This is a genomic window from Cupriavidus lacunae (assembly GCF_003353055.1).
Lineage (GTDB): Bacteria > Pseudomonadota > Gammaproteobacteria > Burkholderiales > Burkholderiaceae > Cupriavidus > Cupriavidus lacunae.
Window position 1 is genome coordinate 53,012 of sequence record NZ_QKWJ01000026.1, and the last position, 25,511, is coordinate 78,522.

Genomic DNA, 25,511 nt, shown 5'->3' on the forward strand with positions numbered 1-25,511 from the left:
CGTCCCGAACCTTAGCAGACGACGGCGTGTCCTGCCGGCCCCGGACCGGGATCAGGCACCATCGGCCGGCGTCAGGCGATGGTCGCTTCGTCGGTGCGCTTGTCGCCCTTGTTGTCGATCCAGGTCACGGCGACCTTGTCGCCCTTGGCGCCGCCCTTAAACTTGAAGTTCAGGAACGGGTCCTTGGACACCGCCGGGCCGAACTGGGCGCGGAACACTTCCTTGCCCTTGCACTGGGCGGTCACGGTCTGGATATGCCAGGCCGGGACGATCTTGCCGGCAGCGTCCTTGCGCTGGCCGGTCTCCATGTCGTGCTTCATCAGAATCTTGACGTCAACCACGCCGCCGTTTTCGGTGGCGCGTACGCGCATCGGGTCTGCCATATGTCTCTCCTGTTGCAGTGTGGAATCTCGATCCGGGGCGCGGCATCAGCCGCCGCAGCCGCCCAGCGTGACCTTGATTTCCTTCGATGCCACGTACCACTTGCCGCCGGCCTTGACCGCGGCATGCACCACCGAGGTCTGGCCCATCTTCACGCGCGTGGAGACGAACGGCTCGGTGCCGGCCGGGATGACGAAGTCGGCGGCCAGCGTGTTGGGGTTCTTTTCCACCAGGATCGCGATCTGCTCGGTATCCGGGATATTGCTGGTCACGGCCACCGGCACCACGGCGCCGTTCTCGGCGATATCGGGGGCGGTGAAGGTGATGGCGGTGCTTTTTTCGGTGCCGCCGCCGCCGAGCGCCTTGATCACATCGGCAACGCTCTTGCCGTCAAAGGCGGTCTTGTTCCACTCGGCCGCCTGCGCTTCGCTGATCAGGCCGGTGGCGGCCATCAGCGACAGGACAGCGGTGACCCGCAGCACTTCTCGTCGTTTTGAATTCATTGCTTGCTCTCCGGCTACTCCGTTCCAGTCGGTCGTGGACCGCTTCAGGGTGTTGCATGCGGCCGGTACATGGCCGGCCGCTGGTTGTCCCGGGCCGCGCGGCGTTCACCGCCCGGCCCGCTGCATCGGCGGACTGCCCGCCCTGGCAGTCGGTCTTACTTGGCGGGGGCGCCTGCCAGCACCCACTCGACCACGGTCTTCAGGTCGGCGTCGCTGACCGCCGCGTTGGCGGGCATCGGCACCGGGCCCCAGACGCCCGAGCCACCGCTCTTGACCTTCTTGGTCAGGGTCGCCAGGGCGTTCTTGTCGCCCTTGTACTTGGCGGCCACGTCCTTGAAGGCAGGGCCGACCAGCTTCTTGTCGACCTGGTGGCAACCCATGCAGGCGTTCTTGTTGGCGATTTCCTGTGCCTTGGCGGCATCGACCGCGTGGGCCGATGCGGCGGCGCCGAGCATCAGCGCTGCGATGACAAACTGCTTCATTGTTAAGCTCTCCAAACTCAATAACGCCGTGGGGACGGCAAAGGCCGCTGGGCCGTACTGCGGTGGCTTCGCGGCACACTCTGGCCGCCGCCTGGGGGCACTGCAACGGCCAGTCCGCTATTTTGCCTCAAGAATCCAGCCCACCATGGCCTGCACGTCCGAATCCGGGATCTGCGGCTGCGGCGGCATCGGCACGTTGCCCCATGCGCCCTGCCCGCCCGCCTTCACCTTGCGCGCCAGCGCGGCATGCGCATCCTGGCCCTTGTACTTGCCGGCGATGTCGGCGAACGACGGCCCCACCAGCTTGCGGTCCATCGCATGGCAGGCCACGCACTGATACTGGCTGGCCAGGCGCGCGCCGGGCGCCGCTGGCGCGGAGGCAACGGGTGCGGCACTTTTGCCTGCCGCGCCGCTGGCTGCGATCCCGCGCACCGGGCCAAACGGGCGCTGCTGCTGCGCCAGGTCGCCGTGGGCATCGCGGGCGTAGTCCGGGATCGACGAGACCACCGCGACCCGATCCGTGCAGTCCTTCATGCAGGCCGTGTTGCGCGTGTCCGGCCGGCCGCGCCCCGGCCACAGGCCGTGGTCGGTGGTCATGCCGGCGCGGTTGGGCATGCGCCGCTGGACCTCGGCGATATTGGCGTCCGACAGCGTGAAGTCCGCCGGCACGATCTCGCCCAGGTTGAGCAAATAGGCGGTGACCGCGTAGACGTCATTCACGCTCAGGCTCTTGGGGGCGTTCCACGGCATCGCGCGATGGATGTAGTCCCACAGCGTGCTGACGGTGCTGACCTTCATCAGCGTGGTGCGATACGGCTGGTTGCCGGTCATGCCGGCCACGCGGCCGCGCTTGATGTCCTCGGCGGTGGTGCCCCCGACCAGCGGCGAGAACACCTCGTTGGATTCGCCGAAGTCGCCGTGGCACGACGCGCACTTGCCGTCCCAGATCGTCTGGCCCTGCGCCACCGTGCCGCTGCCCCTGGGCAGGCCCTGGAAGTCAGGGCGCACATCGATGTCCCACGCGGCCACCTCGGCCGGTGTCGCGGTGCGGCCAAGGGCCGCACGGGCGTCGACGGTGCCGGCCCACGCCGGCATGGCGCAGCCAGCGGCCAGCATGAGGGCGGCGGCGGTCCTGAGTTCAGTCCACATGGACATTGGACACCTCGCCGCCTGCCGCCACCTGCCAGCTCTGGATGGCGTTGTTGTGATAGATCGAGCGCGTGCCGCGCACCGCGCGCAATTGCGCCAGCTTCGGCTGCACGTAGCCGGTCTCGTCGATGGCCCGGCTCTGCAGAATGGCCGGGCTGCCATCCCAGACCCAATCCAGGCTGAAGCGCGTCAGGCACTTGGACAGCACCGGCGCCTCCAGCCGCGCGGTGCGCCAGTTGCGTCCGCCGTCGGTCGAGACATCGACCTGCCTGATGCGCCCACGCCCGGACCAGGCCAGCCCGCTGATGTTGTAGAAACCGTTGCCCACCAGCTGCTGCCCGCCCGAGGGCGTGGTGATGACCGACTTGCACTCCTGGATCGAGGTGTACTGGCGCAGCCTGCCGTCCGGCACCATGTCCACGTAGTGGATGGTCTCGTCCTTGGCGTTCCAGGGCTGGTCGCCCAGCTCCAGCCGGCGCAGCCACTTGACCCACGACACCCCCTGCACGCCCGGCACCACCAGCCGCAGCGGATAGCCGTTCTCCGGGCGCAGCATCTCGCCGTTCATGCCCCAGGCGACGATGATCTCGTCGGCCAGCTCCATCGGGATAGTGCGCGTCATCGACGAGCCGTCGCCGCCTTCGGCCAGCAGGTAGCGGCCGCGGCGCAGGTCGGCGCCGGCGTCGTCCAGCAGCACCCGCAGCGGCACTCCGGTGAACTCGCAGCACGACAACATGCCGTGGGTGTATTGCACCGTGGGCACGGCCACGTTGCCCCACTCCATGCCGGTATTGGCGCCGCATTCGATGAAATGCATGCGCGACACCGCCGGCAGGCGCATCAGGTCGTCCATGGTATAGACGCGCGGCGTGCGCACCAGGCCGTTGATCATCAGGCGGTGGCGGGCCGGGTCGATATCGTGCCAGCCCTGGTGGTGACGCTCGAAATGCAGGCCGTTGGGGGTGATGATGCCAAAGAAGCCCTGCAGCGGGGCAAAGGCCACCGATGCCGCCGACACGCGCGTCAGGCCCGGCGACTCGCGCCGCACCAGGTTTTTCTCATGCTCGGAGGGCTGCCCATAGGGGCGCGCCGCCACCGGCTGGCCCAGCGAGGTGGCCCAGGGCTGCGGCTGCAGGATGGCGGGGTCGCCCTCTGCCGCCAGCGCGTGGCGGCCTGCCGTGACGGCGGCAATCCCCGCGGCCGCGCCCAGGAAGCTCTTGCGCAGGAAATCGCGCCGCGGCGCGTCCAGGCCGTGCCGGCCGATGTCTTGCTGCAGCGATGCGCTGACGAAGTGCTCGGGCGCGGGTGCGATGCGCCCGGGCCGGTTCCGTTCCTGCAAGTCGGTCTCCTCCGGCGCGCTCGCGACGGTCCGTCGGACCAGTCGGCGTGCCTGTTATACGGGGCGCTGCATCGGGTGCAGCAGCGATCCGTTTCCTGCCGGAAGAGTGGTGGCTCGGCTAGCCGGCCGTGCGGCGCTTGCGCGCCGGCGGCTCTGGTGCCGGCTGTGCCATGAAGCGGTCGACCACGCCGGAGGGCAAGGCGCTGTCCTCCAGCCGGCTTGCCACCTGCACGCAGACCGTGCGGCACAGCTCGATCACGCTTTCGTCCGCAATGGCGTAGAACACCAGGTTCGCCTCCTTGCGGCGCGACAGCACGCCCGAGCGGTACATCGCATTGAGATGCCGCGACACATTGGTCTGCGACGAACCCACCGTCTCGACCACCGTGCTCACCGGCTTCTCGCCATCGCACAAGGCGTGCAGGATCTTCAGCCGCGTCGGCTCCGCCAACAGGCTGAAGTAGCCCGATACCTTTTCGAAAACGCGATCCAGCTCTTCCATGCCGTCTAATATATTCGTATATGCGTGAATGCGCATATAGTGTTTACCCACTGATGCAACACAGCATAATGCTGCGCGGTCGGATCAGCGGCGCGCCAGCGCCCTGCCCGCCCACAGGCGCTGCCCAAACACGTTGAGCAGCAGCCCGGCCATCACCACCGCCGCGCCTGCCCACTGCGCGCCGGACAGGTCCTCGCCCAGCAGCACATGCGCCGACACCAGCCCCACCACCGGCACCAGCAGCGTCAGCGGCGCCACCTGGCTGGCCGGGTAGCGCGTCAGCAGCCGGCCCCACATGGTGTAGCCGAACACCGTCGCCGCGAAGGCCAGGTAAGCCATGGCGAAGACCGCCATGCCCGACACATGGGTGACGCTCTGGACGATGCGCGCCGGACCCTCGATCCACAGCGACAGCAGCGTGAACGGCACGATCGGGATCAGCGCGCCCCAGATCACCAGCCCGAGCAAATCCACCGGGCCGATCTTCTTGCTGACGATATTGCCGCTGGCCCAGCAGAACGCCGCGCACAGCGTCAGCACGAAGCCCGCCACGCTCATGCCCCCGGTGCCGCCGGCGCCGGCACCGATCAGCGCCAGCCCGCCGGCCGCCACCGCCATGCCCGCGATATTGTGCCAGCGCACCGGCTCGCCCAGCCACAGCGCGGCGATGGTCAGCGTGAAGAAGGCCTGCGACTGCAGCACCAGCGAGGCCAGTCCGGCCGGCATGCCGACTGCCATGGCATAGAACAGGAACGCGAACTGGCCCAGGCTGATGGTGGCGCCGTAGGCCAGCAGCAGCCGCGCGGGCACGCGCGGGCGCGGCACGAAGAAGATGGCCGGGAACGCCACCAGCAGGAAGCGCAGCGCACCCAGCAGCATCGGCGGCACACCCGCCAGCCCGACCTTGATGACAACGAAGTTGACGCCCCAGACGCAGACGATGGCGAGGGCGAGGAGACGGTCTCTGGCTTGCATGGGGCGGCGGGGCTCGAACGGGCTTGGGTGTCAGTCGGAACGCCTAGGGTAGCAGCGCCGGTCCGCGCGCCATTGCACGTTCTTGCGGTTTTGCGAGGGCCGCGCCGCCCTCGCAACACTGCCGCCTACCCCAGCATCTCCGCCCAGATCCCCTTTGCCCAGGCCAGCGCGTAATCGCCTTCCAGCGCCGTCGGTGCCGGCGACAGCCCGCCCGAGCCCGGCACCGTGACCATGGTCTTCTGCGCCGCGTCATAGCGATGCACGCTGGCCACGTGCACCGCCTCGCGGTCCGAGGTGAAGCTGTAGCAGGTGTTGTTGTACAGCGGCTCCGGATCCGGCGCGCGGCCCGACAGCAGCGCCACCAGGGCCGCCGCCGCGACCTTGCCGTGCTGGTTGGCCATATGGCCGGACTTGGGCATCAGCGGCGCGATCTGGATGGCGTCGCCGATCACGTGGATATTGGCCGCGGCACGCGATTCGAAGCTGAGGAAGTCCACCTCGCACCACCTGGCGTTGGCCGTGGCCAGCCCGGCCGACACGGCGATCGCGCCGGCGCGCTGCGGCGGCAGCACATTGAGCACGTCGGCGCGGACGTCGTCCTGCACCTCGAACTTGAGCGTGCGCGTGGCGGGGTCGACATCGACCGCTTCGTGCTGCGGCCGGTATTCCACCATGCCCGGGTACTGCGAGGCCCAGGCCTGGCGGAACAGCCCGGCCTTGGAGGTGATGTCCGGGTTGGCGTCCAGGATCAGCACCTTGCTGCGCGGCTTGTGCTGCTTGAAATAGTGCGCCACCTGGCAGGCGCGCTCGTACGGGCCTGGCGGGCAGCGGTACGGTGCCAGCGGCACGCTGATGGCATAGGTGCCGCCATCCGGCATGGCCTCCAGCTGGCGGCGCAGGGCGACGGTCTGGGGACCGGCCTTCCAGGCGTGCAGGATCTGGTCGCCGCCGGCCTGCTTCAGGCCGGGGAGCGCATCGCTCATCATCTCGACGCCCGGCGACAGCAGCAGGCGGTCGTAAGGCAACGTGGTGCCGCCCGCGAGGCGCACGGTCCGCCTGGCCGGATCGATGGCGACGGCGGTGTCGCGCACCAGCCGCACGCCGTGGCGGCGCACCATCGCGTCATACGGCAAGGTGAGGTCGCCGATCTGGCGGCTGCCGCCGAGCACCAGGTTCGACAGCGGGCAGGAGATAAAGGCAGGATCCGGTTCGACCAGCGTCACCTCGATGGCCTGTCCGCTCCACTCGCGCAGGTAGCGGGCCGCGGTAGCGCCGCCATAGCCGCCGCCCACCACCACCACCCTGGCCGGCGCAGCGGCGCGCGCCGCCCTGACCCCGGCCGTACCCAGTACTGCGGCGCCCGCGGCACCCAGGAAGCTTCGTCTTTGCATGGCTGTCCCCTGTCAGCGCACGGCGGCAAACCATGCCGTGATCGCGGCGATCTGGTCGTCGCTGTAACCCTTGGCGATCTGGTGCATCACCGTGGCCGGACGCGTGCCGGCCTTGAAGGCCTGCATCTGCGCGGCCAGCTCCGCTTGCGGGCGGCCGGCCAGCGACGGGATCGAGCTGCCTGCCGGCGCCCGCCCGGCGGGGCCATGGCAGTTGGTGCAGGCGGCGGCCTGGCTGCGCGCGCGCAGCGCGGCACCGGTCGCAGGGTCGGCCGACAGCGCTGGCTGGGCGCCGCACAACGCCGCTGCCAGCAGCGCCAGCCTCAGCGGCCTGCGCAAACATGCAGCGGCCCGGGGGATGGTTGTCATGGTCTCGCTCCGTGTGGGCCGGCGCGGGGTGCCGCTGGGGCGGCCGGCGTGGCAACCGTAGCACATCGGGGGGAGCGATGTGCGGAGAAAACCGCAGAAGGACAAACGGCGTCCGCATGAGCGGACGCCATCGAGACAGGCCCCGGGAAACGAAACGGGGCGCGCGCTCAGGGCAGGTTGCGGCCCGGCGGCAGCGCCACGGGCGAGGTGGCCGGGGCCGCGACCGGGGCAGTGGTGGCCCCCGCGGTGGCCGACGCATCGATCGGACCGCCCACGCCCGGCACCGACTGCACCGGCGCCGGCGTGCCGACGCTGCCCTCGAACGACGGGTTCTGCGAGGTCGAGGCCGCGTCCAGGCGCACGCGCTCGGCGTCGTTGACGTAGTCGAAGGCCTTGACCACCTTGGTCACGCCTGAGGCATTGCGCGCCACGTCCGTGGCCCGGTCGCCCTCGGCGGTGGTGACCACGCCCAGCAGGTAGACCACGCTTTTCTCGGTGGTGATCTTGATCGAGTTGGACGGCACGCCGTCGGCGGTCATCAGCAGCGTCTTGACCTTGCTGGTCAGGTAGGCGTCCTGGCTCTGGGTCATGAAGCCCGGCGAGTTGACCACCTCGAGCTCATTGATCACCACGCGCGCATTCTGCAGGCCGCGCACATACTGCTCGATCTGCTGCTTGACGGTGTCGTTGCTGGCTTCGCCGGTCAGCAGCACCTTGCGGTTGAACACCGTCACGCTGACGCGGGCCTGGCCGTTGTAGCGCGAGTTGATGGTGCTCTCGGCCTCGAGCTGCAGGCCGCGGTCCACGGTCTGGGTGGCGGTCGGACGGCGGTCGGTGGCCATGGCCACGCCGGTCCCCATGGCGCCGGCGAGCACGGGGAAGCAGCCCGCGAGCTGGGTGGCGCACACCAGTACGGCGGCCGCGGCCAGGCTGGCGCGGCCCAGGCCGAAGGCGGCGGAGGTGGTGGACGTCCGGGAAGGATGGCGCGCGCCGGCGCCGTTCCGGGAGGCTTGCGTGGTGGGCAGATTCGTCATGCGGTCCTTGCTGTGGCTGGATGTTGGGAATGTGGATGGAAACGGGGAAGGGCCGGGATCAGGCTTCCCCGAGCAGGGCCTCGTCGATGCCGTCGCACAGGCAGTGCAGCGTCAGCAGGTGCACTTCCTGGATGCGGGCGGTGCGCTCGCTCGGCACGCACAGGTGGATATCGAATTCGTCGAGCAGGCCGGCGATGGCCCCGCCGCCCTTGCCGGTCAGCGCAATCACGGCCATCTCGCGCTGGCGCGCGGCCGCGATGGCGGCGATCACGTTGGCCGAATTGCCCGAAGTGGAAATCGCCAGCAGGATGTCGCCGGGCTGGCCAAGGGCCTCGACCTGCTTGGAAAACACCTTGCTGAAGTCATAGTCGTTGCCGATCGCGGTCAGGATCGAGCTGTCGGTGGTCAGTGCGATCGCGGCCAGGCCGGGGCGTTCGCGCTCGAAGCGTCCGACCAGCTCGGCGGCAAAATGCTGCGCATCCGCCGCGGAGCCGCCGTTGCCGCAGGCCAGGATCTTGTTGCCGCTGGTCAGCGCGCCGACCATGCGTTCCACCGCGGCGTCGATATAGGGGGCCATCACCGCCGCTGCCTGTCGCTTGGTCTCGGCGCTGTCTAGAAAATGTTGCTGGATACTGTCGATACTCATGGCTCTGTGGGCCTTGTTGTTGCCATTTCGATCCGCGGATCGCAGGTTAGGGTCTGCCGCGCATTATGAACCAGCCCCGGCGGCATCCAGGTCAAAGGCATGCTGCAGCCAGTCCAGCCGGCCGGGTTCCAGCGCCACCACGTCGAAGCGGCACGGCGGCACCCGGGCCAGCGTGGCCAGGTAGTGCGCCGCCGCCAGCAGCACGCGCCGCTGCTTGGCCGGCGTGACGCTGGCCGCGGCGCCGCCGAAGCCCCGGCCGCTGCGCTGGCGCACCTCGACAAACACCAGCGTGCCGTCCGGCGCGCGCACATCACCAGGTCGATCTCGCCGCCATTGCAGCGATAATTGCGTACCACGGGCTCCAGGCCCTGGCGCCGCAGGTGTGCCAGGGCCCGGTCCTCTGCCTGCGCACCGCGTACCTGCCTGCTTTGCACCTGCGTGGTGGATTTGAATGATCGCATCAACGGAAGTTCTCAAGCATGAGTGACTGGATCTCCCTGGCGGCAAGCCAGTCCTACCCGGCCGGCACCCTTTTCGTCGTCGCCACGCCCATCGGCAATGTCGCCGACCTGTCGCTGCGCGCGCTGCACGTGCTCGGCCTGGCCGACGCCGTGGCCTGCGAGGACACCCGCAATACCGGACAGCTGCTGTCGCGCGTGGGCCTGCAGCGGCCGCTGGTGGCCGTGCACGAGCATAACGAGCGCGAGGCCGCTGGCCGCATCGCCGCGCGCCTGGCCGCGGGCGAGCGCATTGCCTATGTCTCGGACGCCGGCACGCCGGGCATCTCCGATCCGGGCGCGCGGCTGGTCGAGGCGGTTCGCGCCGCCGGTCATCCGGTGGTGCCCCTGCCCGGCCCCAGTGCCGCAGTGGCGGCGCTGTCGGTCGCGGGCGACATGCTCGATGCCGGCGAGGGCCGCTTTACCTTTGTCGGCTTCCTGCCCAGCAAGCCCAAGGCGCGCACCGAGGCGATCGCACGCCTGGCCGTGCTGGACCACGCCTGGGTCTGCTATGAGGCGCCGCACCGCATCGCCGACACCCTGGCCGCGCTGGCCGCCGGCCTGCCGGGCGAGCGCCGGCTGCTGGTCGGGCGCGAGCTGACCAAGCTGTTCGAGGACATCGCGGTGCTGCCGGTGGCACAGGCGCCGGCCTGGCTGGCGGCCGACCCGAACCGGACCAAGGGCGAATTCGTGCTGGTGGTGGAAGGCGCTGGCAGCGCGGCCGCCGCGGATGGCCTGCCGGATGCCGAAGCGCAGCGCGTGCTGGCGCTGCTGCTGGCCGAATTGCCGGCCAAGCGTGCCGCCAAGCTGGCGGCCGCGATCACCGGTGCGGGCACCGATGCGCTCTATCAACTGGCGTTGGCGCAGCGCGCGGGTCAGGCAGAGGATTGACGCGGCCCGCGCAGGGATGCGCGCCTGGGGAGGGAAACGTAAGGGAGAGGTGTCAGCGCGCGGCGGCATGCGGCGGCGCTGGCCTGATCAGTGGCGCTTGCGCTTGACCGACTTGCGCGCCTTGGCAGGCGCCAGCGAGTTGGCCAGTTCAGGCACGGACACGTCGTCGTCGCCGCTGCCGTCGCCGGCTTCGGTGCCGCCGGCATCGACCTGCGGACCCAGCGCGGCCACTTCGGTACGCGTCAGGCGGCGGATTTCCACGTTGGTCGCGCCGCGATCGACAAAGCCCAGACGGCGCGCGGCGCCGTAGGAGACGTCCAGCACGCGGTTGCCGTGGTACGGCCCGCGGTCATTGATGCGCAGCACGGCAACCTTGTTGTTGCGCAGGTTGCGCACCAGCACCCAGCTGTCCAGCGGCAGCGACGGATGGGCGGCGGTCATGGCGCGCATGTCGAAGCGTTCGCCGTTGGCGGTCTTGCGGCCGTGGAAGCCCTTGCCGTACCAGGAAGCAACGCCGCGCTGCTCGAACGTGCCGATGTCGGCGCGCAGGCCGTCCAGCGAACTGCCGCTGCGGCCTTCGTCCGGGTCATAGCCGAACAGGCTCCAGCTGCCGCTGCCGTTGTCCGAGGCGCGCGCGGATTTGTCGGACTTGCTGTTCTTCGCAGCGCGTGTCGGCACGGCACCGGCGGTGTCGTTGCCGGCATTGCCGCTTTCAGGCGGCGTGGCACAAGCGGCCAGCACCACGGCGCATGCGGTGCATGCGCCGAGCTTGGCCAGCTGTTGCCAGCGCTTGGTGAGAGCGGAGATCCTTAGCATGGGCGGCAGTCTAACATTGACTCTTTGCGACTATCCCTTTCATTTTGTTACGAAATCTGTACGATTTCGCACCATCGTGGCCTAATTGCCCGGAATCCCGCTTGTGGCAAGGGATTCGCGCCAGCGCCCCATGGTTGGAAGCGGGTATCCCATGAGGCACATGGCGCGAGCCAGGGCAGTCCTGAACGGCCTGGCGCTACAATGCTGGGCACCCGCCGCCGACCGTGCGGCCAGTCTGTCCGCCCCGCTGAAAACAGCCTCGCCCGCCCGGCACGGGCCATAAGAATCTGTCCATGAAAGCCCTGCTCATACCCGTCACGCCCTTCCAGCAGAACTGTTCGCTGCTGATCGATGAAAGCACCGGCCGCGCCGCGGTCTGCGATCCCGGCGGCGATCTCCACCGCATCCACGAGGCCGTGAAGGAGCAAGGCGTGACGCTGGAGAAGATCTTCCTCACGCATGGTCACGTCGACCATTGCGCCGGCGCCGCGGCACTGTCGCGCGAGTTGGGCATCCCGATCGAAGGCCCGCAACAGGACGAGCGCTTCTGGATCGAGCAGCTGCCGGAGCAGACGCGCCGCTTCGGCTTCGGCCAGGCCGAGAGCTTCGAGCCCGACCGCTGGCTGGAGAACGGCGACACCGTGCAGTTCGGCAACGAGACCCTGGAGGTCTACCACTGCCCGGGGCATACGCCTGGCCACGTGGTGTTCTTCTCGCGCGCCAATCGCCTGGCGGTGGTGGGCGACGTGCTGTTCGCCGGCTCGATCGGCCGCACCGACTTCCCGCGCGGCAATCATGCCGACCTGATCCGCTCGATCCGCACGCGGCTGTGGCCGCTGGGCGAGGATGTGACCTTTATTCCGGGGCACGGCCCGGTTTCGACCTTCGGCGAGGAACGCCGCAACAACCCGTTCGTGGCCGACCACCTGATCGACGTGGGCTGAGGCCATGGCCAAGCGACAGGCGCCCGACACCCGCCCCGAGATCTACGTCAGCACCGACGTCGAGGCCGACGGCCCGATCCCGGGCCCGCACTCGATGCTGTCGTTCGCGTCGGCGGCCATGCTGGCGGACAAGACCGTGATCGGCACCTTCTCGGCCAACCTCGAAACCCTGCCCGGCGCCGCCGGCCACCCGGTGCAGATGCAGTGGTGGCAAACCCAGCCCGAAGCCTGGAGCGCCTGCCGGCGCGACCTGCAGCGGCCCGAAGACGCCATGGTGCGCTATGTCGAATGGGTCGAGAGCCTGCCCGGCAAGCCGGTCTTCGTCGCCTTTCCGGCAGGCTTCGATTTCACCTGGATGTTCTGGTACATGATGCGCTTTGCCGGGCGCTCGCCCTTTGGCTGGGCCGCGCTCGACATCAAGACGCTGGGCTTTGCGCTGACCGGGCGCCCCTATCGCAAGACCGTCAAGGCGGCCCTCCCGGCCGAATGGATGGATCCGCTGCCGCACACCCACGTGGCGCTGGACGACGCGCTCGAACAGGGCGCGCTGTTCTGCAACATGCTGGGCGCGCTGCGCGAGCGCGAAGCCGCGCTGGCCGCCATGACGCCCGGTGTTGCGGCGGATGCTAGCGAGTCCTCACCTCCGCCCGAGCAGGCCTGAACCCTTGTTGCGGCGCATCAGCCGTGGCGGCACGCCCTTTGCAGACCAGTGCTCGCAAGTGCCGCCAGCCCGGCTATAGTAGAAGCAGATATGGCGTACCGGGCGAAACGAGCCATGACCATCCGGCGCACTTGCGCAGCTACGCCATAGTCCGCTTGAGCCATATTGCCCGGACCGCGCGGCGCCTGCCGAGGAGGTGTCGATCATGCGTTTTCCTACCGACCTGCACTTGCGAGACCTGGCCGGCCGGATCCATTGGCCGCATGCCACGCGGGGCGCCACGCCCATTACCCATCGCCACACCTCGGATGAGGACGCCGAAGTCGCCAAGGCCACCCTATACATCAGCACCGTGACGCTGGTGGTACTGCTGGTGGTGCTGGCAGCCATCGCTTTCGGTCAGGAGGCCATGCACTGGCTGGGTGTTCATTAGACGACCCGCCTGAAGCTGTTTGCCTCAAGCACCGGCCGGCCCCCACAGCCGTGGGGGCCGGTTTTATTTCGTGCCGGGCCTGGCTGGCTCAGGCCAGCAGCGGCGCAACGTTCTCGGGCGGGCGGCCGATCGCGGCACGGCGGTTGCGCACCACCACCGGACGCTGCAGCAGGATCGGGTTGTCGGCCACGGCGCCCAGCAGCTCGGCTTCGGTCAGGCCGGGATCATCCAGGCCCAGCTCGGCATACGGCGCTTCGTTGTCGCGCAGCATCTCGCGCACCGGTACGCCCAGCAGGGTGTGCAACTGGCGCAGCGTCGACAGCGACGGCGGCTGCTTCAGGTACTCCACGATCTCCACCGGTTCGCCCAGCCGCTCGGCAGCGGCCTGGACCAGGGCGAGCGTCTCGCGCGACTTGGAGCAGCGGGGGTTGTGGTAGATGGTGATCATGGCAGGTCCTTTCTTGTCGTTGCCGCGCCCTATCACGGGGCGCGGGCACTGATGCGGTGCAAATCAATCCGCACTATATACAAGACACCGGGCCTCGCGCAGCATCACGCTGGTGCATGTGCCCGGCACGCATCCTGCGTTGCCCCAAGTCCTTGCATAGGGCGCCATTCCCGATGACTTCCACTACTCTTTCCGCCACGACGACCTCCGCCACCGGCACGTGCAAACCCTTCACCCTGCGCGAGGCCACCCCCGCCGACGTTCCCGCCATCCACGCCATCTACGCGCACCACGTGGTGCACGGCCGCGCCTCGTTCGAGGAAGTGCCGCCGAGCGTCGACGAGATGCAGCTGCGCTTTGCCGAGGTACACCGCAAGGGCCTGCCCTACCTGGTCGCCGTGCGCGACGGCGAGGTACTGGGTTACGCCTATGCATCGGCCTACCGCGCGCGCAGCGCCTACCGCTTTGCCATCGAGGACTCGATCTACATCGACCACCGCCGCGTCGGCGAGGGCCTGGGCCAGGCCCTGCTGGCCGAGCTGGTCGCTCGCTGCGAGACCGGCCCCTGGCGCCAGATGGTCGCCGTGATCGCCTGCACCGCCGGCGGCGAAGGCGCGGGCTCGCTGGCCGTGCATGAGCGACTGGGCTTCCGCACCGTCGGCCGGCTGGAGGCGGTGGGGTTCAAGCACGGGCAATGGATCGATACGGTGCTGATGCAGCGTGTGCTGGGGGCGGGAGCGACGACGCTGCCGGAGTAGGAGACTTTTCCGTTGTTGCGGCAGACGAGTCCGCTTGAGCCGTGGAATGGCAGTCTGAAGAATGGCTATGGTCAGAGCACCTCATCGGAACCTGCCCATGCCCAAGAAGACTGACTTCACCATTTCGCTGGATGCAAAGCTCAAATTCGCATTCCTGCAGGCGATCGAGGTTGAACAGCGTCCCGCTTCGGATGTAATCGCTGACCTGATTCTCGTGTACCTGTGACCATGTCTACGATGACGACGACTACCTGCGCGCCAAAGTGGAAGCAGGCAGAGCAAGCATCCGAGCCGGGAAAGGCATACCCAACGAGCAAGTCGAAGCCGAGTTCGCGGCTTGGCGGGCGGGACTACTGCAGCGCCCCGGAAAGTCAGACTCGAAGTGAGCGGCAGGATCGATCCCATCCAGCCCGCATCAAACAAAAACGCCACGGATTCCTCCGTGGCGTCTTGCCTTGCAAAGCCCGGCGCCTGCCGGCGCCCAGGCCTTACTTCATCAGATCCGACAGCGCCAGTGCCACCACCTTGGTCGCACGATTCAGGTCGTTCAGGCGCAGGTTCTCGTCCGAGTTGTGGCCGCGGGCTTCCATCAGCGTGCGCGGGCCGGCACCGTACAGCACGGTCGGGATGCCGCGCTTGGTGTAGTGGCGGGCGTCAGTGTACAGCGGCACGCCTTGCACCGGGATCTCCACGCCGAACACGGATTCGGCACGGCTCTTCAGGGCGCCGATCAGCTTTTCCACGCCCGGCAGTTCCGACAGCGGTTCGGCCAGGATGATGCGCTCGACCTTCACTTCGATGCCCGGGCGGTCCTTGGCGGCCTTTTCCACCACGGCGCGGAGCTCGCCTTCGGCGTCGAAGCCGATTTCCTCGGGGATCATGCGGCGGTCGACGCGGAACGTCACCAGGTCAGGCACCACGTTGGTGTTGATGCCGCCCTTGATCAGGCCGACGTTCAGCGTGGCGGTGTGGATGCCCAGCACCTTGGACTTGCGCGTGGCCAGCTCGGCACGCAGGCCGTAGATGGCCTGCAGGATGTGGGTGGCGGCTTCGATCGCGTCCACGCCGGTGTGCGGCATGGCGGCGTGGCCCTGCTTGCCCTTGACCGTCACTTCGACGTGCAGGCAGCCGTTGTGCGACGAGGTGATGCCGTACGAGAAGCCCGCCGAAATCGCGTAGTCGGCCTTGCTCAGGTTGTTGTCGAGCAGGAACTTGGGGCCGATGTCGCCGCCGGTCTCCTCGTCATAGGTGAACTGCAGCTCGACCGCACCATTGATCTTCGCGCCCTGCTTCTCGGCTTCCATCAGCGCCAGCACGGCGTACGTGTAGGTGGCGAAGTCCGACTTGGACACGGCCACGCCGCGGCCGTACATGACCGGGCCGTGCTCGCTGTCGGCCACTTCACCGCCGTACGGGTCCTTGGTCCAGCCCAGGCCCGGGGGCACCACGTCGCCGTGGGCGTTCATGGCGATGGTCGGGCCGCCCGTGCCGAACTGCTTGCGCACGACCAGGTTGGTGGCGCTGATCATGCCGGCTGCCTTTACCAGCTCGTCCGGTACCTTGTGCGCTTCCACCGTGAAGCCCAGGCCCTCCAGCAGTTCCCTGGCGCGCTTGCCGTGGGCTTCGCAGTCGCCTGCGGGGTTGTCCGAGGGCACCTTGACCAGTTCGGCGAGGAAGGCTTCCTGTTCCGGACGGTGCTGGTCGATGAATTGCGTCAGCGTGGTTTCAGTGGGGTTCATACTGTCTCGTGCGGTCATGACTTGTTCTCGTAACTACTGAGGAGGGTTCGGGTGGGTTCCGGGGAATCTGCGCTGGCTTATTGCGGCAGGCGGAAGTGCTCGACGAAATCGCTGAACACGCGCGCGGACAGGGCTGCATCCTCGGCGGTCATGGTTTCGGTGGGATGGTGGCTGATGCCGCCGTTGCCGCAGCGCACAAACAGCATGGCGACGTCGGCGATGGCGGCAATGGCCATGGCGTCGTGGCCGGCGCCCGACGGCAGGTGGCGCACTGGCACGCCCTGGCGGGCAATGGCGGCGGCCCATTGCTCTTGCAGCCACGGGGCACACGGCACGCTGTTCGCCTCGTGGGTCTTGCGGATCTGCGCGCGCACGTTGCGGCGCGCGCAGACGCGCTCGATCTCGGCCAGCACGTCGTTGACGGCGGCTTCGCGCTCGGCGTCGATGCCGGCACGGATGTCGATGGAAAACACGGCGCGGCCGGGCACCACGTTGGTGGCGCCATTGGGCACGTTGAACTGGCCGACCGTGCCGACCAGGCCCGGCTTGCCGCCGCAGCGCTTCTCGATATACAGGCCGATCTCGGCGCCGGCCATGGCCGCGTCGCGGCGCATATCCATCGGCACGGTGCCGGCATGGCCGGCCAGGCCTTCGAGCTCGACGATAAAGCGGGTGGCGCCGGAGATGGCGGTCACCACGCCTACCGGCAGGTTTTCGTTGAGCAGCACCGGGCCTTGTTCGATATGGACTTCGATGAAGGCCGCGACCTTGCTGCGGTCATGTCTGGCGGCGGGCAAGGCGGCGGCGTCGAAGCCAGCCTCGCGCATCACCTGGCGCATGGTCTTGCCGCTGTCGTCGACATTGTCCAGCACGTTGTTGTCGAAGGTGCCGGCGATGGCGCGGCTGCCCAGCAGCGTGGCCTTGAAGCGCACGCCCTCTTCCTCGGCAAAGCCGACCACCTCGATCGCAAACGGGAAGCGCTTGCCCTGGCGGTTCCATTCGGCCACGCAGGCAGTCGGGAGGATCACGCCCAGGTTGCCGTCATAGCGGCCGCCGTCGCGCACGGTGTCGAAGTGCGAACCCGTCAGCAGCGCCGGCGCGTCCGGCGCGGTGCCCTCGTAGCGGCCGATCACGTTGCCGGCGGCGTCGCGCCGCACCGTCATGCCGGCCTGCTGCATCCATTCGGTCAGCTGCGCGGCGGCGCCGTGGTGGGCCTCGGTCAGGTAGGTACGGGTGAGCATGCCTGGCTGCTCGGTGTGGACGGCCAGGGCGTCGGCCCAGGCCATGATGCGCGTGCCAGTCTCTGCGGCGGACGGCGACGGATTTGCTGCCATGCGTTGTCTCCTGCTGGAAGTGCGTGAACGCCGCGGCGGGTGGTCCGGCAAGGCCCGCCGGCATCTGCCGGAGGCCTGCCGGCGCGGGCGGGGCGCCCGGGCCGAAGCTCTATTCTGTGCGATTTATGTTAGCACAGTGAATTCAAAAATTGCATACAAAAATGATATGCACTATATTCGCTTCCACGTTCAGACAATCTGCGGCGGACAATCCGGTCCGGATAGCCGATTGCGTGGATTCCGCCTCAACAGGGGGGGCTATCCGCGAGGTGGCGCGCTCCCGACCCGGAAGCCCCGCACGGAACGTAAGGCCGGCAGCCACCCGCCAGTAGAGCAGTACGGGGCCGCCGGTGATTCCTGGATCAGATGGGCCAGCCAGCGCCAGCCAACGCACAGGCGCCGGACCGGCCCGGTACGGAGACAACCATGCAGCATGCAGTTCCCTCGCAGCCCCGCCCTGGCGCACCGCTACAGCCCCGCCTGCACACCCGCTTCACCCGCTCGCTGTTTGGGCAGGTGCTGATCGCCCTGGTGATCGGTACGGCACTCGGCCTGGCGTTCCCTGAATTCGCCGCCAAGCTCAAGCCGCTGGGCGACGCCTTTATCAAGCTGGTCAAGATGCTGATCGGCCCGATCGTGTTCTGCGTGGTGGTGGCCGGCATCTGCGGCGCCGGCGAGCTGAAGAAGGTCGGGCGCGTCGGCATCAAGGCGGTGGTGTACTTCGAGATCGTCACCACCATCGCGCTGGCCCTGGGCATCCTGCTGGCCTATGTGTTCCAGCCCGGCACCGGCATGAATGTCGACCCGCGCTCGCTCGACGCCTCGGCCATCGCCAGCTATATCGACAATGCCACCAAGGTGAAGGACCAGGGCACGGCCGATTTCCTGCTCAAGCTGATTCCCAACACGGTGATGGGCGCGTTCGCCAACGGCGACGTGCTGCAGGTGCTGCTGGTCTCGATCCTGTTCGGCTGCGCGCTGTCGCTGGTAGGCGAGCCGGGCCGGCCCCTGGTCAGGCTGATCGACACCTTCTCGCACACGCTGTTCAAGATGATGGGCTTCATCATCAAGCTGGCGCCGCTGGGCGTGCTGGGCGCGGTGGCCTTCACCGTGGGCAAGTACGGCATCGGTTCGCTCAAGCAGCTTGGCTTCCTGGTGCTGCTGTTCTACGGCGCGGTGACCATCTTCGTGCTGGTGGTGCTGGGCACCATCATGCGCGTGTGCGGCTTCTCGGTGGTCAAGCTGATCCGCTACCTGCGCGCCGAACTGCTGGTGGTGCTGGGCACCGCCTCCTCCGACAGCGTGCTGCCGCAGGTGATGAAGAAGCTGGAGTTCATGGGCATCAAGAAGTCGGTGGTGGGCCTGGTGATCCCGACCGGCTACTCGTTCAACCTGGATGCGTTCTCGATCTACCTGACGCTGGCCGCGGTCTTTATCGCGCAGGCAACCAATACGCCGCTGGCGCTGGGCGACCTGCTCGGCATCCTGGCGGTGGCGCTGGTCACCTCCAAGGGCGCGCACGGCATTCCCGGCTCGGCCATCGTGATCCTGGCCGCGACGCTGTCGGCACACCCGGCGATTCCCGCGATCGGGCTGGTGCTGGTGCTGTCGGTGGACTGGTTCATCGGCATCGCGCGCGCGCTGGGCAACCTGATCGGTAACTGCGTGGCCACCGTGGTGGTGGCTGCCTGGGAGAAGGATATCGACCGCGAACGGGCCCATGGCGTGCTCAACGGCACCATCGAGGCGACCGACCTCGATGCTGGCCTGGCCGCGATGGCGGAGGACGGCGTGGACGCCGGTTCTCCGGTCGCCGTGCCGGGGCGATAGAATTACGCATTTCCCCAACCGCGCAGCCTCTGCGCAAGTGCGCTGCCATGCCTGACCATATCGATCCTGACATGACCGCCGAAGCGATCGCCGAAGACATTGTCGCGGCCATCGTTTCGCATCGCCTGCCGCCCGGCACCAAGCTGCGCGAGGAGGCCCTGGCCAGTGTCTACCGTGTCAGCCGCACCAAGGTGCGCGCGGCGCTGCTGATGCTGTCCAAGGACAAAGTCATCCAGATCGTGCCGGACAAGGGTGCCTTCGTGGCCAAGCCCAGCGCCGAAGAGGCGCGCGAGGTCTTCGCGGTGCGCCGCATCCTGGAGGCGGCGCTGGCGCGCGAGTTCGTGGCCAAGGCCACCGCCGCCGACTACAAGCGCATCGACCGCCACCTGGCGGCCGAGCGCAAGTCGCTGGCGGGCAGCGATGCCCAGGTGCGCACGCGGCTGCTGGGCGACTTCCATATCGTGCTGGCCGAGGTGGTCGGCAACGGCGTGCTGACCGAGATGATGCGCGAGCTGTCGGCGCGCAGCGCGGTCATCACCATGCTGTACCAGTCGCGCCGCGACGCGGCCTGCTCGTCGGACGAGCATCGCGAATTCATCGAGGCCGCCCGTGCCGGCGATGTCGAGCGCGCCGTCGCGCTGATGGTGGATCACCTGGGCCATGTGGAAGGCGCGCTGCATTTCGAGGAAACCCCGCCGGTGTCGCGCGGCAAGGACCTGGTTACAGCGCTGCTGGCATAGTGTCCTGCCCCCGCTTGACGTGAGTCAAAGCGCTACCTGCGGCCCACGCGCACACTGGACCCCGCCATGAAGATGCGGGGGCGCACTTCATGAGCACTCCGCCTTCCGGCACCTCATCGTCGGCAGGCTGCCCGCACGCTGCAACGGTGTGCGGGCTTTCTTTTTTCTGAGGACTGGGTTTTGCGCCGCGGAATGGCGCCCTGCCCAGCCTTGGCCGCGACGCCGTCCGGCATCCGTTTTCCCTTTCCCGCCAGCTATTTGCAGCGCCCGGCGGCGATCACGGCGCACCCGATTGTTGTGCCCGCTTCGCCCGGCATTGCCGCCAATAACGCGAAATCGAATCCCGGCTTCCGGTTAGGATGCCGGAGGCCCAAGCCAGGGGCCGGCGCCGCAGCATCCGGGCGGACGCGCACCAGAACAGAAACATGGAGACCGTCATGCGCCATCGCGCGATACCTGCCGTGCGGCCACGCCGCCGGCGCTAGCCCTCCCCTGCATTTCGCCCCGCCGCAGTCCGGCCTGCCGGATCGCGGCCCGCATCGCCTGACCATCGATCGAGAGGATTTCCCATGTCCAGTGCCTTCCGCCCCGACGCCTTCGCCGGCAAGACCGTATTCGTCGCCGGCGCCTCGTCCGGCATCAACCTCGGCATCGCGCACGGCTTCGCGCGCGCCGGCGCCGGGCTGGTGCTGATCAGCCGCACCGCCGAGCGCATCCAGGCCGCCGCCGACACCATCACCGCGGCCGGCGGCACCGCCATCGGCATGGCCGCCGATGTGCGCGACTACGCCGCCGTGGAAGCGGCCTTTGCGCGCGCCCGGGACGAACTGGGTCCGATCGACGTGGTGATCTCGGGCGCCGCGGGCAACTTCCTGGCGCCGGTGGTGGGCATGTCGGCCAATGCCTTCAAGACCGTGGTCGATATCGACCTGCTCGGCACCTTCAACGTATTCCGCGCCAGCTTCGACCATCTGAGCAAGCCGGGTGCGTCGCTGATCGCGATCACCGCGCCGCAGGCGGTCAACGCCATGATGTTCCAGGCCCATGCCTGCGCCGCCAAGGCCGGCATCAACATGCTGATCAAGTGCCTGGCAATGGAATGGGGCCCGGCCGGCGTGCGCGTGAACGGCATCTCGCCCGGCCCCATCGCCGACACCGAAGGCATGGCGCGGCTGGCGCCCACGCCCGAGATGGAGGCCCGCTACAAGGGCCGCCTGGCGCTGCGCGATTACGGCACCAAGGACGATATCGCCGATGCCGCGATGTACCTGAGCAGCGACAACGCGCACTACGTCACCGGCACCATCCTCGACTGCGACGGCGGCAGCAAGCTGGGCGACGCCTCGGCCGACGCGCTGAAGACGCCGCAGTAAGTTTCCGCACCCGCACCGCACAACGACCAAGCAACAAGGAGACCCACCATGACCGCATCCGTCCTCTATCAAGCCAGCGAAGGCGTGGCCACGCTGACCCTGAACCGCCCTGACGTGCTCAACGCGATGAACGGCGACCTGATGCGCGACCTGCGCGAAGGCGTGGAACGCGCCGCCGGCGACGCCAGCGTGCGCGCCGTGCTGCTGACCGGCGCGGGCCGTGGCTTCTGCGCCGGCGCCGACCTGGCCGCCCGCGGCAAGGATGGCATCACCGATTCCGGCACGCTGCTGCGCGAGCGCTACCACCCCCTCATCATGATGCTGCGCCAGATGCCCAAGCCGGTCATCACCGCGGTCAACGGCGTGGCCGCCGGTGCCGGCATGAGCCTGGCGCTGGCGGGCGATGTGGTGCTGGCGGGGCGCTCGGCCAGCTTCCTGCAGGCATTCTCCAAGATCGGCCTGATCCCTGACGCCGGCAGTACCTACTTCGTGCCGCGCTATGCCGGCGAGATGCGCGCCCGCGCGCTGGCCATCCTGGCCGAGAAGATCGATGCCGAGGAAGCCCAGCGCATCGGCCTGGTGTGGAAGGTCCACGCCGACGACGCGCTGCAGGACGAGGCCGGCAAGCTGGCCCGCCACCTGGCCACGATGCCGACCATGGCCTACGGCATGATCAAGGAAGCGCTCAACCAGAGCTTCGACAACGACCTGGCCGCGCAGCTCGAAGTGGAAGCCACGCTGCAGTCGCGCGCCAGCCGCAGCGAAGACTGCAAGGAAGGCGTGGCCGCCTTCATCGAGAAGCGCAAGCCGCAGTTCAAGGGCCGCTGAGCGCGCGGCGCGCTGGTGCACGACGACGCGGTCTTTGTCGACGCACTGGCGCATCGCCATCAAACATAGAACCCGCATCCCAAGGAGCCAGCGCATGAGCGCCAGCAGCAACGAACGTATCCTCGTCACGATCGAAGGCGGCGTCGCCGATGTCCGCCTGAACCGGCCCGACAAGATGAACGCGCTCGACCAGGCCATGTTCGACGCCCTGATCGAGACCGGCGAGCAACTGGCGCGCATGCCCGACCTGCGCGCCGTGGTGCTGTCCGGCGAAGGCCGCGCGTTCTGCGCGGGGCTGGACATGGGCCGCATGGCGGGCATGTTGTCGGACGGTGGCAGTGAATCCCACAATGACAGCATCGGCGCCGGCCGCCTCGGCAAGCGCACCAACGGCATTTCCAATCGCCCGCAATACGCCTGCATGGTATGGCGCGAACTGCCTGTGCCGGTATTCGCCGCAGTGCACGGCGTGGCCTTCGGCGGCGGGCTGCAGGTGGCGCTGGGCGCGGATGTGCGCTACGTCGCGCCCGATACCAGGCTGTCGGTCATGGAGCTGAAGTGGGGGCTGGTGCCCGACATGGCCGGCATGGTGCTCACGCGCGGCCTGGTGCGCCCCGACGTGCTGCGCGAGCTGATCTACAGCGCGCGCGTGCTGAGCGGCACCGAAGCCTGCGAGCTGGGCCTGGGCACTTACCTGGCGGATGACCCGCGCGCAGCGGCACTGGAAGCCGCGCGCCAGGTGGCGCAGAAGAACCCGCACGCAATCCGCGCGGCCAAGCGCCTGATGGCGGTGGTGGAGCGCGGCGACAATGCCGCCATCCTGCAGGCCGAGTCCGACGAGCAGGACCGGCTGGTCGGCTCGCCCAACCAGCGCGAGGCGGTGCTGGCCAATATGCAGAAGCGCGCGCCGCGCTTCGAGCCGGCTGGCTGAAGCAACGCGCTCAGTGGTGGCGCCAGCGGCGCCACCACAGCGCATAGACCGCCACGTTGACCACCAGCACCACCGCGCCGAGCCACAGCTGGACCGCGGACGTAAGTCCCGCCGGATAGATCATCGGCAACAGGTAGCGCTCGACAAAACCGCCGCTATAGCCCGCCTGCCCCGCGGCCTGGCGCAGCATGTTTTCCAGCGGCGTCAGCGGACAGACCCAGCCGGACCATTCGACCAGCACGCCCCATACTGCCGCGGGCAGGTGCAGCCATGCGACCCGCGGCCAGCGCAGCACCAGCAGGCCGCCCGCGACCACGAACACGATAAACAACCCGTGCGCGATGACCACCAGGTCGGCCAGCCAGGCTGTGATCGGCATCGCGCCCGGCAGCGGCCTCAGTTGCCGCCCGCCGTGTCCATCCAGTAGCCCGGCCGCGCGAACTGCGCCTTCAGGTGCTCGATGAAGAAACGGATCTTGGCCGGCACCGGACGCTGCTGCGGGTACACGGCAAGGATGTCGTAGGCAGGCAGCGCGTATTCGTCGAGCACCGTGATCAGCTCGCCGCTCTCCAGCTGCGGCAGGATTTCCCAGGTCGAGCGCCAGCCCAGGCCCAGGCCCTCGCCGGTCCAGCGGTGCAGCAGTTCGCCGTCGTTGCAGTCGAGGTTGCCGTTGACGCGCACAGTCACGGCCTTGCCGTTCTGGCTGAAGTACCAGCCGCGCTGCTGGCCGCCCTGCAGGTTGAACGCCAGGCAGTTGTGCTGGGCCAGGTCGTCCAGCGTCTGCGGTACGCCGTGCTTGGCAAAGTAGGCCGGCGTGCCGCACACCACGCGCTTGTTCGACGCCAGCTTGATCGCGACAAAGTTCGGGTCGATGGCGCCGCCGATGCGGATGCCCACGTCATAGCCTTCGCGCACCAGGTCGACCACGCGGTCGGTCAGGTTGAAGGAAATCTGCACTTCCGGGTTGGCCGCCAGGAACACCGGCGCGTGCGGCGCCACGTGCTTGCGCCCGAACGCTGCCGGCGCCGACACGATCAGGTGGCCGGTGGCCTTGTGCTTGCCTTCGGCGATCAGCATCTCGGCGCGGTCCAGGTCCGCCAGCGCCTTCTTGCACTGCTCCATGAACACCGCGCCCTGCTCGGTCACGGCGATGCGGCGCGTGGACCGGTGCAGCAGCTTGACGCCGATGCGGGCTTCGAGCGCGTTGATGCGGCGGCCGATCATCACCGGCGTCACATTCTGCGTGAGCGCCGCGGCCGCCATGCTGCCGTGCTCCACCACGGCGATAAAGGCTTCGATTTGCTTGAGTTTGTCCATCGGATATTCGTCTCCCGGGCGCCATTGTGCGGCATCGGCGCCGCCTTGGCATCCGGGCGGCGCTTATGACGCGGATCGGGCCCGGCGCATGGCGAGCGGTGCGTCGCGGCGCTCGAGGGCACAATGCCGCACTTCCCGGCTGAATTCCGCACATACGTGCGTCATCAGGTCGACTGAGCGATAGACCAGGAATACGTGGAAATCCGGCAACTCGTCCTGGATCGGCAGCGGTACCAACTGGTCGCTGGCGAGCTGCAGCGGGCCGCCGGTGCCATGGAAGACGAAGTCCGACCACATGCTGATCAGATCAGTACGGGTGGCCAGTTGCAGCCCGAGCAGGTTCGACGCGCTCTGCACCACCCGGCGCGGCATTTCCATCCGGTGCAGCCTCATCAGGCTGGCCAGCGGGCTGCCGGCATCGTCGACCGGATCCAGCACCAGCCAGTCGGCGTCCTGCAGCGGCCGCAGCCGTCGCGCGCGCCGCAGCGGGTGCCCGGCGCGCACCGCCAGCTTCATGCCAACCGAGAACAGCGGCTCCCATTGCAGCGAGGCCGAGCCCGGGCCACTGTTGGTGGAAATCAGCCCCAGGTCCAGCCGCCCTTCGCGCAGGCCTTCCTGGATCTGCTGCGGGCGCAATTCGAAGGCGCGCAGCGCCACGTTCGGGAAGCGCTGCCGAAACGCCGCCATGGCCGCGGGCAGCGGGCCGCTCGAGGCCACCGCGGTGAAGCCGATGTTCAGCTCGGCCTCGGCATGGCCTCGGATCGATTCGATGTCTTCCAGCGCATGTCGCAGTTCCTGCTCGACCACGCTGGCGCGCTTGACCAGCGCCAGCCCATATGCGGTCAGGCTGACGCCGCGCACCGAGCGCGACAGCAGCGTGACGCCCAGTTCGCGCTCCAGCTCTGCGATCGCCTTGGACAGCGCCGGCTGCGAGATGTGCAGCGCGCGCGCCGCTTCGTGGATGCTGCCGTGCTCGGCCACGGTCAGCAGGACCCGCAGTTGATGCAGTTTCATCGTTTCCGCTTCCTGTTCCAGGTTGCCGTGCGCCATGCCCCGGCGCGGGGCAGCCCGGGCGCTGCATCGCGCACAGCCACGGTCCACCCCGCGCCCGCCAAGGTTTGCCGGCCACCTTGAGTAGTTTTCCCGATACCGGGACTGCACCAGTTATGACGGTGATTCGATCTGGTTATCAGGATGAAAATA

At 68.3% G+C, this 25,511-nt stretch carries 29 protein-coding genes and 1 pseudogene; 11 read left to right on the forward strand and 19 right to left on the reverse strand.

The window, feature by feature from the left end; genetic code table 11:
• Nucleotides 1–71: 71 nt before the first annotated feature.
• From soxZ to DN412_RS20745, 12 genes and pseudogenes are all read right to left on the reverse strand, one after another.
• On the reverse strand, nt 72–383 hold the full coding sequence (soxZ, locus tag DN412_RS20690; RefSeq protein WP_115213293.1) for a thiosulfate oxidation carrier complex protein SoxZ: 312 nt from the start codon (nt 381–383) through the stop codon (nt 72–74).
• Nucleotides 384–428: 45 nt separating this feature from the next.
• Nucleotides 429–884, reverse strand: a complete 456-nt coding sequence (gene soxY / locus DN412_RS20695) for a thiosulfate oxidation carrier protein SoxY (RefSeq protein WP_115213294.1) — start codon at nt 882–884, stop codon at nt 429–431.
• 155 nt (nt 885–1,039) lie between these two features.
• Nucleotides 1,040–1,366: a c-type cytochrome gene (locus tag DN412_RS20700; RefSeq protein WP_078198218.1), complete on the reverse strand. Its 327-nt coding sequence runs from the start codon at nt 1,364–1,366 to the stop codon at nt 1,040–1,042.
• A 117-nt stretch (nt 1,367–1,483) separates the two neighbouring features.
• The gene (locus tag DN412_RS20705) at nt 1,484–2,521 is read right to left on the reverse strand and encodes a c-type cytochrome (protein ID WP_115213295.1); all 1,038 of its coding nucleotides are present in this window, start codon (nt 2,519–2,521) and stop codon (nt 1,484–1,486) included.
• Nucleotides 2,505–3,854, reverse strand: coding sequence for a sulfite dehydrogenase (gene soxC / locus DN412_RS20710; protein WP_115213296.1), 1,350 nt, complete (start codon nt 3,852–3,854; stop codon nt 2,505–2,507). The genes DN412_RS20705 and soxC overlap by 17 nt, the downstream gene beginning before the upstream one ends.
• 118 nt (nt 3,855–3,972) lie before the next feature.
• Nucleotides 3,973–4,392 (reverse strand): ArsR/SmtB family transcription factor, encoded by a 420-nt coding sequence (locus DN412_RS20715; protein WP_115213297.1) that lies wholly within the window; start codon nt 4,390–4,392, stop codon nt 3,973–3,975.
• Between the two features lie 48 nt (nt 4,393–4,440).
• On the reverse strand, nt 4,441–5,331 hold the full coding sequence (locus tag DN412_RS20720) for an EamA family transporter (protein ID WP_115213298.1): 891 nt from the start codon (nt 5,329–5,331) through the stop codon (nt 4,441–4,443).
• A gap of 125 nt (nt 5,332–5,456) precedes the next feature.
• Nucleotides 5,457–6,722, reverse strand: a complete 1,266-nt coding sequence (locus DN412_RS20725) for an NAD(P)/FAD-dependent oxidoreductase (RefSeq protein WP_115213299.1) — start codon at nt 6,720–6,722, stop codon at nt 5,457–5,459.
• Between the two features lie 12 nt (nt 6,723–6,734).
• Complete coding sequence (locus tag DN412_RS20730) at nt 6,735–7,088, reverse strand: c-type cytochrome (RefSeq protein ID WP_115213300.1); 354 nt, start codon at nt 7,086–7,088, stop codon at nt 6,735–6,737.
• A 167-nt stretch (nt 7,089–7,255) separates the two neighbouring features.
• Nucleotides 7,256–8,122, reverse strand: coding sequence for a BON domain-containing protein (locus tag DN412_RS20735; protein ID WP_115213301.1), 867 nt, complete (start codon nt 8,120–8,122; stop codon nt 7,256–7,258).
• A 58-nt stretch (nt 8,123–8,180) separates the two neighbouring features.
• Nucleotides 8,181–8,768 carry a phosphoheptose isomerase gene (locus DN412_RS20740; RefSeq protein ID WP_115213302.1) on the reverse strand — a complete coding sequence of 196 codons (588 nt, stop codon included), beginning with the start codon at nt 8,766–8,768 and terminating at the stop codon, nt 8,181–8,183.
• A 63-nt stretch (nt 8,769–8,831) separates the two neighbouring features.
• A pseudogene (locus tag DN412_RS20745) lies at nt 8,832–9,229 on the reverse strand (YraN family protein).
• Nucleotides 9,230–9,247: 18 nt separating this feature from the next.
• On the opposite strand from DN412_RS20745, the gene rsmI reads away from it, so the two are divergent.
• On the forward strand, nt 9,248–10,156 hold the full coding sequence (rsmI, locus tag DN412_RS20750; RefSeq protein ID WP_115213303.1) for a 16S rRNA (cytidine(1402)-2'-O)-methyltransferase: 909 nt from the start codon (nt 9,248–9,250) through the stop codon (nt 10,154–10,156).
• 87 nt (nt 10,157–10,243) lie between these two features.
• On the opposite strand, the gene DN412_RS20755 is transcribed toward rsmI, so the two are convergent.
• Nucleotides 10,244–10,972, reverse strand: a complete 729-nt coding sequence (locus DN412_RS20755) for a septal ring lytic transglycosylase RlpA family protein (RefSeq protein ID WP_208647627.1) — start codon at nt 10,970–10,972, stop codon at nt 10,244–10,246.
• Between the two features lie 293 nt (nt 10,973–11,265).
• On the opposite strand from DN412_RS20755, the gene DN412_RS20760 reads away from it, so the two are divergent.
• The 3 genes from DN412_RS20760 (at nt 11,266) to DN412_RS20770 (ending at nt 13,010) form a co-directional block, all read left to right on the forward strand.
• Entirely contained in the window at nt 11,266–11,916 is a 651-nt protein-coding gene (locus tag DN412_RS20760) for an MBL fold metallo-hydrolase (protein WP_115213304.1), read from the forward strand.
• 4 nt (nt 11,917–11,920) lie between these two features.
• Entirely contained in the window at nt 11,921–12,577 is a 657-nt protein-coding gene (locus DN412_RS20765; protein WP_115213305.1) for a 3'-5' exonuclease family protein, read from the forward strand.
• A gap of 205 nt (nt 12,578–12,782) precedes the next feature.
• Nucleotides 12,783–13,010 (forward strand): hypothetical protein, encoded by a 228-nt coding sequence (locus DN412_RS20770; RefSeq protein ID WP_115213306.1) that lies wholly within the window; start codon nt 12,783–12,785, stop codon nt 13,008–13,010.
• 88 nt (nt 13,011–13,098) lie between these two features.
• Here DN412_RS20770 and arsC read toward each other — a convergent pair whose 3' ends face one another.
• Nucleotides 13,099–13,458 carry an arsenate reductase (glutaredoxin) gene (gene arsC / locus DN412_RS20775; protein ID WP_078198231.1) on the reverse strand — a complete coding sequence of 120 codons (360 nt, stop codon included), beginning with the start codon at nt 13,456–13,458 and terminating at the stop codon, nt 13,099–13,101.
• A 173-nt stretch (nt 13,459–13,631) separates the two neighbouring features.
• Here arsC and DN412_RS20780 point away from each other — a divergent pair, with 173 nt between their 5' ends.
• Both DN412_RS20780 and DN412_RS45500 read left to right on the forward strand, forming a co-directional pair.
• Entirely contained in the window at nt 13,632–14,216 is a 585-nt protein-coding gene (locus DN412_RS20780) for a GNAT family N-acetyltransferase (protein ID WP_115213307.1), read from the forward strand.
• Between the two features lie 97 nt (nt 14,217–14,313).
• Nucleotides 14,314–14,442: a hypothetical protein gene (locus DN412_RS45500; RefSeq protein WP_279635216.1), complete on the forward strand. Its 129-nt coding sequence runs from the start codon at nt 14,314–14,316 to the stop codon at nt 14,440–14,442.
• Between the two features lie 262 nt (nt 14,443–14,704).
• On the opposite strand, the gene DN412_RS20790 is transcribed toward DN412_RS45500, so the two are convergent.
• Together DN412_RS20790 and DN412_RS20795 are read right to left on the reverse strand one after the other, a co-directional pair.
• Entirely contained in the window at nt 14,705–15,973 is a 1,269-nt protein-coding gene (locus DN412_RS20790) for a M20/M25/M40 family metallo-hydrolase (protein WP_115213308.1), read from the reverse strand.
• 59 nt (nt 15,974–16,032) lie between these two features.
• The gene (locus tag DN412_RS20795; protein ID WP_115213309.1) at nt 16,033–17,289 is read right to left on the reverse strand and encodes an allantoate amidohydrolase; all 1,257 of its coding nucleotides are present in this window, start codon (nt 17,287–17,289) and stop codon (nt 16,033–16,035) included.
• 426 nt (nt 17,290–17,715) lie between these two features.
• Here DN412_RS20795 and DN412_RS20800 point away from each other — a divergent pair, with 426 nt between their 5' ends.
• The 5 genes from DN412_RS20800 (at nt 17,716) to DN412_RS20820 (ending at nt 22,991) form a co-directional block, all read left to right on the forward strand.
• Nucleotides 17,716–19,119 carry a C4-dicarboxylate transporter DctA gene (locus tag DN412_RS20800; protein ID WP_115213310.1) on the forward strand — a complete coding sequence of 468 codons (1,404 nt, stop codon included), beginning with the start codon at nt 17,716–17,718 and terminating at the stop codon, nt 19,117–19,119.
• 47 nt (nt 19,120–19,166) lie between these two features.
• The gene (locus DN412_RS20805) at nt 19,167–19,859 is read left to right on the forward strand and encodes a GntR family transcriptional regulator (RefSeq protein WP_115213311.1); all 693 of its coding nucleotides are present in this window, start codon (nt 19,167–19,169) and stop codon (nt 19,857–19,859) included.
• A gap of 569 nt (nt 19,860–20,428) precedes the next feature.
• On the forward strand, nt 20,429–21,232 hold the full coding sequence (locus DN412_RS20810) for an SDR family oxidoreductase (protein ID WP_115213312.1): 804 nt from the start codon (nt 20,429–20,431) through the stop codon (nt 21,230–21,232).
• Between the two features lie 48 nt (nt 21,233–21,280).
• On the forward strand, nt 21,281–22,060 hold the full coding sequence (locus DN412_RS20815) for an enoyl-CoA hydratase-related protein (protein ID WP_115213313.1): 780 nt from the start codon (nt 21,281–21,283) through the stop codon (nt 22,058–22,060).
• A gap of 94 nt (nt 22,061–22,154) precedes the next feature.
• Nucleotides 22,155–22,991 carry a crotonase/enoyl-CoA hydratase family protein gene (locus DN412_RS20820; protein WP_115213314.1) on the forward strand — a complete coding sequence of 279 codons (837 nt, stop codon included), beginning with the start codon at nt 22,155–22,157 and terminating at the stop codon, nt 22,989–22,991.
• A 10-nt stretch (nt 22,992–23,001) separates the two neighbouring features.
• On the opposite strand, the gene DN412_RS20825 is transcribed toward DN412_RS20820, so the two are convergent.
• From DN412_RS20825 to DN412_RS20835, 3 genes are all read right to left on the reverse strand, one after another.
• On the reverse strand, nt 23,002–23,370 hold the full coding sequence (locus tag DN412_RS20825) for a DUF2784 domain-containing protein (protein WP_115213315.1): 369 nt from the start codon (nt 23,368–23,370) through the stop codon (nt 23,002–23,004).
• 17 nt (nt 23,371–23,387) lie between these two features.
• Nucleotides 23,388–24,308: a LysR family transcriptional regulator gene (locus DN412_RS20830; protein ID WP_078198243.1), complete on the reverse strand. Its 921-nt coding sequence runs from the start codon at nt 24,306–24,308 to the stop codon at nt 23,388–23,390.
• Between the two features lie 63 nt (nt 24,309–24,371).
• Nucleotides 24,372–25,322, reverse strand: a complete 951-nt coding sequence (locus tag DN412_RS20835) for a LysR family transcriptional regulator (protein WP_115213333.1) — start codon at nt 25,320–25,322, stop codon at nt 24,372–24,374.
• Nucleotides 25,323–25,511 lie beyond the last annotated feature (189 nt).